The 12,897-nt window shown below is 20.6% G+C and carries 7 protein-coding genes and 1 rRNA gene; all 8 read left to right on the top strand.

Annotation, left to right across the window (positions count from 1 at the left end; all coding sequences use genetic code 11):
* The first annotated feature begins 168 nt into the window (after positions 1-168).
* A 5S ribosomal RNA gene (gene rrf / locus T523_RS03715) occupies positions 169-286 on the top strand.
* A 1,453-nt stretch (positions 287-1,739) separates the two neighbouring features.
* The gene (locus tag T523_RS03710; protein ID WP_042707584.1) at positions 1,740-2,027 is read left to right on the top strand and encodes a hypothetical protein; all 288 of its coding nucleotides are present in this window, start codon (positions 1,740-1,742) and stop codon (positions 2,025-2,027) included.
* 228 nt (positions 2,028-2,255) lie between these two features.
* Entirely contained in the window at positions 2,256-3,629 is a 1,374-nt protein-coding gene (locus T523_RS03705; RefSeq protein WP_042707583.1) for a hypothetical protein, read from the top strand.
* A gap of 688 nt (positions 3,630-4,317) precedes the next feature.
* Positions 4,318-5,091: an EFR1 family ferrodoxin gene (locus T523_RS03700; RefSeq protein WP_042707582.1), complete on the top strand. Its 774-nt coding sequence runs from the start codon at positions 4,318-4,320 to the stop codon at positions 5,089-5,091.
* A gap of 430 nt (positions 5,092-5,521) precedes the next feature.
* Positions 5,522-6,010 (top strand): hypothetical protein, encoded by a 489-nt coding sequence (locus tag T523_RS03695; protein ID WP_042707581.1) that lies wholly within the window; start codon positions 5,522-5,524, stop codon positions 6,008-6,010.
* Positions 6,011-6,737: 727 nt separating this feature from the next.
* Positions 6,738-7,517 carry a sulfite exporter TauE/SafE family protein gene (locus T523_RS03690; protein WP_042707580.1) on the top strand — a complete coding sequence of 260 codons (780 nt, stop codon included), beginning with the start codon at positions 6,738-6,740 and terminating at the stop codon, positions 7,515-7,517.
* A gap of 261 nt (positions 7,518-7,778) precedes the next feature.
* Positions 7,779-9,281 carry a sodium-dependent transporter gene (locus T523_RS03685; protein ID WP_042707579.1) on the top strand — a complete coding sequence of 501 codons (1,503 nt, stop codon included), beginning with the start codon at positions 7,779-7,781 and terminating at the stop codon, positions 9,279-9,281.
* Positions 9,282-10,092: 811 nt separating this feature from the next.
* Positions 10,093-12,897, top strand: a 2,805-nt coding sequence (locus T523_RS03680; protein ID WP_198016023.1) for a DUF11 domain-containing protein, incomplete at its 3' end; no start/stop codon positions are given.

Raw genomic sequence — 12,897 nt, 5'->3', positions numbered from 1 at the left:
GTTAAGTGTTTTCAGTATTGGGTGAAAGTGTGTAGTTTTTTATTATCATTATTATCAATATTGATTGTTATTTATTGTTATTTATTGTTTTTTTGTTTTGATTGTTGTTTTTTTTGTGATTCCTTTTTTTTGTTATTTATTGTTATTGTTCGTGTTTATGTTTGTAGGTTTAGCGGTCATAGTGATGGGGTTATACCTGGTCTCGTTTCGATCCCAGAAGTGAAGTCTGTTACGTTTTGTTTAGTACTATGGAGGTATCTATGGGAGTTTCATTTCGCTGCTAGCCTTTTTTTTATCTTGTTTTGTATAACGTTGTTATATTGTTTTTTGTGTTTTTTTTGTTTGGATATTTTGTGTTTTTTAATTAAATAATTTTAATAAAAATTAGTTATATTCCTATATATTCTTTCTTTAATATTATTAAAATAAGGTATTATTATTATTTTAGGTTTTATAATTTTTATTTTAAATAAATAATAAGAATTTTTTATTTAATTATTTTTTAATTTTATTTTTTAATTTTATCATAAAGATATGTATATTTATTTATATTTTATTAATTAATCTATGTTTTATATTGATTTAATATTTTTTTATTAAAATTTTAATTGTAGGAATTTAATCTTAAACTTTTTATCTTATTAAATCATCATTTTTTTTCAAAAAACTTTCTTAACTTTAAACTATGGTATAAATATCATTTATATTATTATAAAAAATAGAATCTTAAAAGTTTTTTTTAGATCATTAAAAATTATTTAAATTTTATTTTTAAATAATTTTTTTTTAGAATTATTGTTTTTTGTGAATTTTAATATTAACTTTTGTATTATTTTTTATGTATTTGTATGATTTTTAATAAATTTTTTAATAATTTTTTATTTTTTTTTAATTGTTTTAAATTCTTTTTTAGGATTGGATTTATATTCTTTTATTTATTTTATTTGTATATTATCTTTGATTTTTTATAAAATGAATATCTTTATTAATTTTATTAAATAAATCTTATTAATATTGTATTTTTCAATATTGTTTATTTTATTATTATTTTTATTTTAAAATTTATATTTCTAGTTTATATTAGTAATTTAAGTATTAAACAAAGAATTATTACTGTTTATGGTAGTAATTCTATTTTTATATACTTAAATATCTATTATTTGGAGATTCACAACTTTTTAATTAAGTTTATATTAATATATTTTTAATTTTTCATATCTATAGTTTTATTTTTATCTATTTTCATTTTAGTTAATTGTATTTTCTTTTAATCTAGTTAAAAGCTTATTAAACTTTTATTATTTTTCATTAATATAATTTAAAGCTTTTTATTTTATTATAAAAGATTTTTATATTAATTTCATAATCTTCATATTTTTGTATCTATTAAATTCATTTCTTAATCTTTATTTTGCATTAATCTCTCTTATTTATTTTATTTTACCTTTTTTATCAATTCTTCTTCCTTTAATTTTTCAATTTTTCTTTATATTTTTCTATTAAAACTTTTTAAAATTTTATTTTTTCTGTTTTATAATTTTTTTCATTTTTTTATAATTTTATATTAAATTTTATAATATTTTTATAAAATAATTTATTTATTTCTAATTTTTTATTTATTATTTAATGTTTTTGTTTAATTTTTAATTGTGTTTAAATCAAAAGCTTTTTATATGAACTTTTTAATAATCATAATTTAGTTATTAAAAATTATTAATCATTTAATTAGGAGGGAGTATATGAACAAATATAGAAAATTATTAAATGAACTTAATATTCATGAAAAATTAAATGATGATGAAATTATTCCAAAATTAGATGATTTTTTAGATAGTAAAATTACTATGATAAAACCAAAAGTTTATAGGTTAGAGAATAAAACTTCAGTTTTAACTTTAAACTTTATTTCAAGAGAATGTAAAGATGAAATTAAACCAACTAATGAAAGTTATGGTAAAGGTTGGATTTTTAATTTCCATGGAGAAAGTCTTTTAGAATATACAACTGTTCCTATTTTAAATTTCTAGGATGCTTTTATATATTTAAAAATTAATTAATATTCGATATATTAATTTTTTAATTTTTTTGTAAATATTCTATTTTTATTAATAAATTATTTTTTTATATTTTCTACTTTTCTATTAATATTCAGTAAAACTTAAATATAACTATAGTTATATTTTATACTGTATTGTTGTTTAGGGCTTTTTTTTTAAAATTTTATCAAATTCTATAAAAATTAGTGAGGATATTTGATGGAAAACGAAACAACATTATTACTTAAAAAAATTGGTATTGATGAAGATCTTAAATTTAATGAGACAATTCCAATTTTAAAAAATTATGTAAATACAAAATTTAAAGAAATTGAAGATGGAATTTATAAATTTGAAGATGAAATATATATTTTAATTATAGATTTCAATAAAAGACAATATTCAAATTTTTTAAAACCAATTGAAGGTTTTGGATTTGAAGGATGGATTTTTGATTTTCAAGGTAATGTTATAAAGGAAATATCCATAGAAAATAAAGAATCTAAAGAAGATAATTATTTAAAAGATATTCGTCCATTATTAGGTACAGCATCTGGAAGTAATTATAAATTTTATTGGGAATATGGAAATCCTGATTTTGAAAGTCAAAATATTATAATTGAAGGTAAAGCAAGTCCATGTAAATATTGTCTTGTTCAGAATTTAATTGTAGATTTATCTTATAATAATATACCTAGTTTTATTATAGATTGTAATGGTAAATTTAATTATCTTAAAGATAATCTTGGTAATAAATATTCTAAAAATATTAGAAAAATACCATTTAATCCATTTAAAAAATTTTTAAGATATTTTGAAGATGATTTTGTTGAAGAAGATAATGTTCATGTTGCACAAAGATTTATTTCTTGGTGTCATCAGAGTTTTAAAAGTTTAGAACCTAAAGAATTAGGTTTAATTTATATTACTCTTATTAAATCTCTTCAGAAATATAAACATCTTAATCTTAATAAACTAAAAGAAGAATTATATCGTGCTGATGGATATAAAGTTATTAAAAAAATGAATGATTTATTTGAAGATGATCCATTTAATGGTGGTGCTACCTTTGATTGGTCATATCTAAATGATTTTTCAGGTAAAGTTAAATTAGTTGATTTAAGTCCATATAGTAAAATTACTCAAAGATTTGTTTATGATGTTATATTAAATGATTTATGGAATTATAAATTAATGGAAGGTTTATGGGAATTCCCTTTTTTTGCAGTATTAGATAATGCAGAAAATATAAATATACGTCAAAATACTATTGCATCTAAAATAATTAAAAAGGGTAATGGATATGGTTGGTCAATGGCATTTATTATTCAAGATGAACTTGAGAAAGCATCTTTAAAAGAGCTTAATAATATTACAGATAGAATATACTTTAGTCCTAGTTCAAATACTTTTAATAAAATATCTGAGAATATTAGTAACTTGGATGATTCTAAGAAAAATTGGAAAGATAAATTGTCAAACCTTAAAGAAAATCAATGCGTATTATGTACTCATAGTTTATTAAATGATGATATTTTACTCTCACCAAAACCTATTGTTGTAGATGTATTTAATTATAAAAAAGATATTTAATTAAAAATTTATATAGAATTTTTTAATTATTATCTTTTAGTAATTTTCATTTTTTTAGGTTTTTTTATTTTTTAATTATTATCTTTTAGTAATTTTCATTTTTTTAGGTTTTTTTATTTTTTAATTATTATCTTTTAGTAATTTTCATATTTTTATTTTTTAATATTTTTTAATATTTTTTAATTTAATTGGATCTTATTTTTTAGGTTTTTTTATTTTTTAATATTTTTTAATTTAATTGGATCTTATTTTTTAGGTTTTTTTTTATTTTTTAATATTTTTTATTTTAATTGGATCTTATTTTTTAGGTTTTTTTATTTTTTAATATTTTTTATTTTAATTGGATCTTATTTTTTAGGTTTTTTTTTATTTTTTAATATTTTTTATTTTAATTGGATCTTATTTTTTAGGTTTTTTTTTATTTTTTAATATTTTTTATTTTAATTGGATCTTATTTTTTAGGTTTTTTTATTTTTTAATATTTTTTATTTTAATTGGATCTTATTTTTTAGGTTTTTTATTTTTTAATTAATCTTATTTTTGTTCATTTTTTTGATTTTGTTTATATTTTCTTTTAATTTTTAATTTAATTAATTATGTATATACTATAAAAAGTAAATAATTTATATTTGAAAATTTATAATAAATTATGGTTATATAAAAATTTTTAATTATTAAGGTGATATTTTTGATTTTATATTTTTCAGGAACTGGAAATAGTAGATTTATTGCAGAAGGTATTGCTAAAAAAATTAATGATAAACTTTTATCATTGACTCCATTAATGAAATCTTCTGATGAGGGAGTTTTACTTGAATCTGATAAACCATTTGTTTTTGTTCTACCTATTTATGCTTGGAGAGTTCCACGTCCTGTTGATGAATTTATTAAAAAATGTACTTTTAAAGGATCTGATGAAGTTTATGTTATAGTGGATTGTGGTGGAACTCCAGGTAATTCTTTAAAATATATTAAAAATTCCTGTAAAAATATTGGTTTAAAACTTAAAGGTTTTGATGCAATTAATATGCCTGCAAATTATATTATGTTATATCCTACTTCACCTGTATCAAACCCTAATGTTCAAAAAGCTTTAAAAATTCAAAAAAATAAAATTGAATCAATTGCCGATGAAATTAAAGAAAATAAAGAATTCTTTAGAAGGCCTAGTTCTTTCAAAGGTAAAATTCAATCTTCTATTGGGAATGTCTTTTTCTATAAAAGTCTTATAGGTACTAAAAACTTTCATGTTAATGATAAATGTATTAAGTGTACAACTTGTGTTGCTAGATGTCCATTAAATAATATTACATTTATTAATAGTGCTCCACAATGGAGTAATAATTGTATGCATTGTACTTCATGTATTAATGGTTGTCCTGTAGAAGCTATTGAATATGGAGATAAAACAGAAATGAGAAATAGATATTATCTTAAACAATCTTATGATGATATTAATTAAATAATATTGTTCTTTATCTTAATTAAAGACTTTTTTCTTAAATATTATTAATCTAGATTAATTTATAGGATTTTAAAATTTTATTATTAAATTATATAAAATCTTTTATTAAATTTAGAATTTAAATAAATATTATATTTCTTAGTTTAATTTTAATATCTTCTTATTTTAATTAAAATTGAATTTTTATATTTTTTCTAGCTTATTAAAAATATATTAATTTTTTAAAATTTATTTATTTTAATTGAAATAAAATGTATTTTTACTTTAATGTTTTTAATAAAACCATTTTTAAATTGAGTATGTGTCCTAATTAGATAATATTTTTCTTATGTTTTGAAATATTGTATTTTAGTAAATAGTTAAAAATATTATTAAATAAATTTAAAAAATAAGTGTCATGTTTTTAAAGTAGTTATTTAGTGATTTTATGGTAAAAAAGATATGTGTATATTGTGGTAAACCTTTTTATAGTAAAGGGCATAATGCTCAAAAGATGCATAAAAAGTGTGCAGAATTAAAACGTAAAGAAGATAATGCTAAACGTATTCGTGAGAAACGTCATATTTTTAAACGTTGGATTGAAGCTTGTGAAATTGATAGAATTCACAATCAAATTGCACCAGAAATGGGTTTTATACAAAATGATTATGATATGAATAATCATTTCCTTGGAGGGAATACTAAATATCTGCAATCACCAACTTTTGGTTATACAAAAGATGGAAAGCTTAAACCAAATAAATTTTCTAATTTACCTCGTGAAAGAGAAAAACAGATTAATAAAATTCATTGTAAAATTAAAAAAGAATTAAATTTTATATTTTGTTCAAATGGTCAACATTCTACTAATTATATTAATCCTTATTATAGTAGATATGAAGATGATTTTGGAAGTATTGGTTATGATGACTTTTAATTTTTAAATATCTTATTTTTATTTATTTTATTTATTCAGCTGTCTTATTTTTATTTTTTTATTTTACTTTTAATTTGTTTTATTTTTTTAAGATTGTTTGAATATATTAAAACTTATTTCAATAATTCCTAAATATATTTATTTTTTGCTCTTTAAATCATATTTAACTGATTAGTTTTCTTAATAATTTTATTTTAACTGTTTAATTTTTTTATTTTTTATTGTATAATAACATAAATATTTATATACTAAAAGCATCTATTATTATTTGTAGAAATATTGTGTTTCTACTATGTTGAAGGTAAAATTTTTTTATGATTTAATTATTATTTATAATGATAATATTGATGATTTAAGAACTCATTCAACATAATTCCTATATTGTTTTTTTATTTAGACATAGTCTATTAACTTATTCAATTATTTCCCACATCTATTTTTTGAATAAGTTTAAAAAAAACACTTATCCTGTATATTTTTATACAGGATATTTTTTATTATCTTATTTTGCTTTTTATTATTTATATTCATTTAATCTTAGTTTAAATCTTTATAATTTTAAATTTATTTAATAAAACTTCTTTTTTGAAAGGTTTTTTAATATTAAAATTTGTGGAAAATTGGATTGAATAAATTTTTTGGTATTTGTTATTTTTTCTATATTAATGTCTGTGGAAAATTAGATTGAATAAAACTTTTAAGTATTAATATATCTAAATATTTTAATATGTATGAAAATTTAATTATAATATTACCTATAATAGGTTTTTTAATAGGAATATTAGTTACAACTATAGGTGGAGGAGGTGGAGGATTATACACTGTAATATTGATTATGTTAGGTGTAGATATCCAAACTGCAGTTGCAACATCACTTGCAACAGTTTTACCTACAACTGTAGTTGGTGCATACAATCATAACAAACAAGGAAATATAGACAAGGAAATGGGTCTTGTTTTAGGTATAAGTGGATTTATAGGAACATTTATTGGGATTTATATATCTAGTTTAATACCAGGAAATATTCTTAAAAAGGCTTTTGGAATATTATTTATAATACTTGCACTTGTAAATTTAAGAAATTTTATAAATGAATTTAAATCTGAAGAAAAAATAGAGAAAAAAACAAAAGTAAGAATTAAAGGATATAAGAAAATATTTATACCACTTTTTGGAATAACTGGTGGAATACTTGCAGGTATTTTTGGTTTAAGTGGTACACCACCAATACAATTAATATTATTATTACTTGGATATACAGCAACAACTATAATTGGTACAACAATTTTTGTTTTAATATTTAATTCAGTTGGTGGAATTTTTGGTTATGGTTTTCTTGGAAGAGTAAATATTACACTTGTACTTTTATTATGTTCTGGTACTATTATTGGTGCAATAATTGGTCCTAAAATAGTTGAAAAAACTAATGAAGAAATACTTGAAATAGTTATACCTATTATAATTATAGGAATCAATATGATATTTGCTATTCAAATGTTATTATAAAGGATATTTATTAATAATTTATACTAAATTCTATTTAATTTCCATAATAAAACATCTAATAAAATATTTTTTTATTTTAATTAATTTACTCTTAATTTTCTATTTTTTCAAATCATATATTTATTTTATTATGTTTTTTGAATTCTATTTAATTTTTCATGATTTTATATTAAAATACTATAATTTTTTAAATTTTAAAGTTCAAAATATATATGGTATTTTTTAATACTTTTTGTAAAACTTTTTAAGATAGGTTTTTTTATGAATAAAAATGAGGATAAAAATGAATGGGGTAGTAATCTTTCATTTCTTTTAGCGATGATTGGTTCTGCTGTCGGTTTAGGAAATATTTGGAGATATCCTTATGTTCTTTACAGTAATGGTGGAGGAGCATTTTATATTCCATATATTGTTGCTATTCTAATTATGGGTATTCCATTTTTAATCTTAGAATATAGTGTAGGATATAATTTCAAATCTTCATTTCCTAAGGCAATACGTAAGATAAATAGTAAATTTGAATTTTTAGGTTGGCTTATTCCTGTTTCTGTATTTTTGATTATGATTTATTATTCATGTATTTTAGGATGGGATGGTTTATATGTAATTTTTAGTTTCTTTAAATCTTGGGGAACAAATCCTAATACTTATTTTACAACAACATTATTACAATCAACGAGTTCAACATCTGGTTTAAGTGTATTTATTCCTATAATTGCTATTGCAATATTAGTGGGTTGGCTTATTGTATGGTATGTTTCCCATAGGGATTTAGAAAAAGGTTTAGGGAGATTAAGTAAAATTCTTGTACCATTACTTTTTGGTATAATGGTACTTATTGTAATATTCTCTTTAACATTACCTGGAGCAGGTATTGGTTTAAAAGAATTATTTGCTCCTGATTGGAGTTTACTATTAAACTTTAATATTTGGATGGCTGCATTTGGACAAATTATTTTTTCACTTAGTTTAGGTATGAGTATTGCATTTACTTATGCAAGTTATACTAAAGATGATAGTGATCTTGTATCAAATACTCTATGGGTTGTAATTGCAAATTGTGGTTTTGAAAACTTCTGTGCATTAGGTGTATTTTCTATTTTAGGTTATATGTCTTTAAGAAGTGGTGTTGCAGTTAATCAATTAGTACAACAAGGTACTGGGCTTGTATTTATTGCATATCCTACTGTATTTAATGTACTTGGTAACTGGGCTTATATTTTAGGTCCTGCATTCTTCTTTACAGTATATATTGCAGGTTTAACAAGTATACTTTCTACTATTGAACCATTATCATTTGGTATTCAAAATAAATTTGCATGGAGTCGTAATAAAACAATGACTGTTTTATGTCTTATTGGTGCAGTTGTATCAATGATTTATGCTACTGGTATGGGTGGAACATTACTTGGATTTGTTGATGCCTATATTAATCAGATAGCTATTTTAATAGGTGTATTCTTTGAATGTATTGTATTTGCATGGATATTTAAATGTGAAAATGTCATACCAAAACTTAATAAGAATAGTAAAAGTATAAAATTAGGTAAATGGTGGATTTTCATTGTTAAATATCTTTTACCAATTGTAGTAGCTATTGTTTGGGTTGGTGGATTATTTGACACAATAAAAACAGGAACCTTTGAAGAATTAATTGTATTTGTTATATTAACTGTAATTTTAATTGGTTTAACTCTTATGTTCACTGTTTTACCTAGTAAAAACGAAAATTGGTATAAAACTAAATCTAGATTTAGTGATTAAAGATTATAATTTTAATCTTTAATTTTTTCTTTTTTTATGAGTATATCTTGTGATTATTTTATTTTTATTTAAAAGTTTTAATTTGAATTTATATTTAAAGTTTTGAGTTTAATTTTTAAAATGTTTATAGAATTTATTTAATTTGAATTTATATTTAAAGTTTTGAGTTTAATTTTTAAAAAAAGTTTATAAAATTTTGAATTTTAATTATCTATAATTTTTTATTTTCTATTAAAATTGAGTATTTTTTTTATTATTTAATTTTAAGATAAAATTTATCTTTAATTTTAAATAAATAATCTTAAAACTTAAATTTTTTAATAAATAAATCTTTATTTAAGTTAAATTTAGATTAAATTCTTAAATGAGTTTAATAATCTTATTATTATATTGTTTTGATTTAAAATTTGTTTAATTGTATATATTTTTTTTCTTTTTTTTTAAAATATTTTAATTTTTATGTCTTTTTTATTGATATTTTCAATTTATTTTTTTATTTTCTTTTATTTTGTTTATTTTACTATTCTTATTTCAGTAACTAATATTTAGTTTCTATAATAACAAATAAGTTTATTACTATTGAATTATAAATAACTTATTTATAAATATTTTTTTTAGTTTATAATTAGTGTATGATTTAGTTTAGTAATGCTTTTAATTATTTGTATTGGCTATTAAATCATTTTACTATTGCTAAATTTAATATTTATTAAAAATCGATAGAATATATTTTCTATTTAATTGATGAGATTTTAAAAGTATGAATATTTTAAAAAATCTTTTATTTATTCTTAGAATTAATATAAGATTTTTGATATGGGGTGTAATCATTTCAAAAAATAAAATATTATATGTATTACTTTTATTTACTCTTCTTATAGTTTGTGTAGGAGTAGTGTCTGCTGCTGATAATAACACAACAAATTTACAATCTAATTTATCTACTGTAAGTAATAGTACAAATTCTAATCTTTTAAGTGATGATTCCTTAAATGATAATTCTAATACTTACTATGTTGGAGGAAATATTACAACTGATGGTAATGGAAGTTCTGATAATCCTTATAATAATTTAAAATTAGCACTTAATAATGCTAATAATGGTGATACAATTATTATAAATGATGGAACCTTCTCTGGTGTAAATAATGTAAATTTAGTTATTAGTAAATCTTTAACTCTTAAAGCAGCTAGAGGTGCTAATCCTATATTTAATGCCCAATCTAATAGTAGAATATTTGTTATAAATGCACCAAATGTTGTTCTAGATGGATTAACTCTTATAAATGGAAAACTTACTAATAATTATGGTGGAGCATTATTTGTTCAAAAAAGTGATTTAACTATTACAAATTGTACTTTTAGAAACAATAAAGCTCTTGCTGGTGGTGCAGTATTTATTTCTAAAAATGTTAATAATACAGTATTTAACAATACTTGGTTTGATTTATGTGATGCTACATATGGTGGTGGTGTTTATATTTACGATACTACTGCAAATAATACTTTATTTAAGAATGTATTATTTAGATTCTGTTCTGCATCAAAAGGTCTTGCTGGTGGGATTTACAATGTTGGAAATAATACTCGAATAGTTGATTCTGAATTTTATAGAACTCAAGCTAATCATGGTGGATCAATTTTTAATGAAGGTTTAAATTTATTCATTGACAATTCTACATTTATAAAAAATGTAGCTTATGGTCAAGGTGGTTCTATATATAGTAAGGGTATTCCATTAACTATTGTAAATTCTAATTTCACTGGTGAAAATGCTTATAGTAGTGACTTGAGTGGTGGAGCATTAGTATTAAATGGTATTGGTAATAAAATTATTAATTCTACTTTTTCAAATATTCTTGCCCTTGGAAAAGGTGGGGGAATATTGTTTACTAGATCTAATAATTTAGTAATTAATTGTACCTTTGATAATAATTCTTGTGCAAGAGGTGGTGCTATTGCATACCGTCCATATGAAGATGAAACTTCAGAAAATAACACTATAATTAATTGTGTTTTTACTAATAATGGTAAAGATCTTATTAATTTATCTAACTCTTCCTATACTAAAGGAGGAGCTATATATGCTATGGCAAATAATACTAAAATCATAAATAGTAGTTTTGATAATAACTCTGCTATTATGGGTGGTGCTATTTTATTTACTGTAAATAGTACTAATAATAGTATTGAATCTTCAAATTTCACTAATAATGTTGCTGTTTATTATAATGGTGGAGCTATTGTTAGTGGAGGTACAAATGATTATATTAGTAATTCTAAATTTATAAATAATACTGCTCAAAATTATGGTGGAGCAATAAGTATGGATAATGTAACTGTTGTTAATTCTAGTTTTGTTAATAACAAAGCTAAAATAGGTTCAACAGTTTATTCAATTAATTCTACAATTACTAAATCTAATTTTAGTGATAATAGTGTAATAATTGCTTTAAATAAAGTTAGTATTACTGATTCTAATAGTTCTGCTATAAAAATAGTATCTTATAATAATGATAGAATTGTTAATGGTAATTATACTGAAAATTTAACAGTTTTTGATAATGGTTACCTTGGTTATTGTGCAGAAAAATATTCTGATTCAATAATTAATGGTGTAATCTTTGATGATTATACAATATTTAATAGTTTAAATGGTAATAATGTATCAGATTTATTTAAAATATTAATTTTTGAATATTATAATGGTACTTCATTACAAACTGAAATAAGTATTTTAACTGATGAAGATTATTTAAATAGTAATAATACTATTATTAAAGATGTTGTTGCTAAATATAATGCAGGTTTAAGGATTAATGGTAAAAATATTGTTAAAGTTCTTGATAATGGAACTGTTAATATTTATAATTTTAAATTCCTTATAACACCTCAAGGAACACAAAATGCATTTATGTTTAAAGTTCTAGAAGGTGCTAATGAAACTGTCATTAAAAAAACAATTACTCCAGTTGTATTTAATGGAAATGATACTAAATTTAACATTACTGTTACTAATAATGGAAATTGTAATTTAACTGGAATTTTTGTTTGTGATAATGATTTTAATGGTTTAAATTATAAATCATTTGAATCTAACTATAATTGGACTTATAATTCAATTAATAATACTTGGATATTAAATGATACTCTTGAACCAAATCAATCTGCAGATTTAACTATTATATTTAGTACAAACAAATCTGGTGTATTTGTAAATAATGTTAGTTCTGGAATTGGAAATTATACATTTAGTAATTCTTCAAATATTACTACTGTATTTACTCCTAATATGACTGTTGTTAAGATTGTTAATAATCCTGTTGTATTTGTTGGTAATTTAACTTCATTTACTGTTGTTGTTACTAATACTGGTGATTGTAATTTAACTGGCGTTTCTGTTCTTGAGTCTAATTATACTGGTTTAAGTTATTTTAATTTTACTGGTGTTAATTGGACTAAAAATGGTGATGTTTTTACTTATGCTAATACTTTAGGTGTTGGTGAGTCTGTTAACTTCACTGTTGTATTTAAAACAGTTAAATCTGGTAATTTTACTAATATTGTTATTGCTAGTTCTAATGAGACTGGTAATGTAAGTGCTAATAATACAACT

Origin of the sequence: Methanobrevibacter wolinii SH (assembly GCF_000621965.1) — an archaeon.
Taxonomy (GTDB): domain Archaea; phylum Methanobacteriota; class Methanobacteria; order Methanobacteriales; family Methanobacteriaceae; genus Methanarmilla; species Methanarmilla wolinii.
The sequence above is the reverse complement of the archived record's forward strand: the minus strand, read 5'-3'. Positions and strand labels throughout refer to the sequence as shown.

Bases quoted from the DNA above. Each gene is read 5' to 3' on its own strand.
- T523_RS03705 (WP_042707583.1), top strand. From the start codon at position 2,256: ATGGAAAACGAAACAACATTATTACTTAAAAAAATTGGTATTGATGAA.
- T523_RS03690 (WP_042707580.1), top strand. From the start codon at position 6,738: ATGTATGAAAATTTAATTATAATATTACCTATAATAGGTTTTTTAATA.
- T523_RS03695 (WP_042707581.1), top strand. From the start codon at position 5,522: ATGGTAAAAAAGATATGTGTATATTGTGGTAAACCTTTTTATAGTAAA.
- T523_RS03710 (WP_042707584.1), top strand. From the start codon at position 1,740: ATGAACAAATATAGAAAATTATTAAATGAACTTAATATTCATGAAAAA.
- T523_RS03685 (WP_042707579.1), top strand. From the start codon at position 7,779: ATGAATAAAAATGAGGATAAAAATGAATGGGGTAGTAATCTTTCATTT.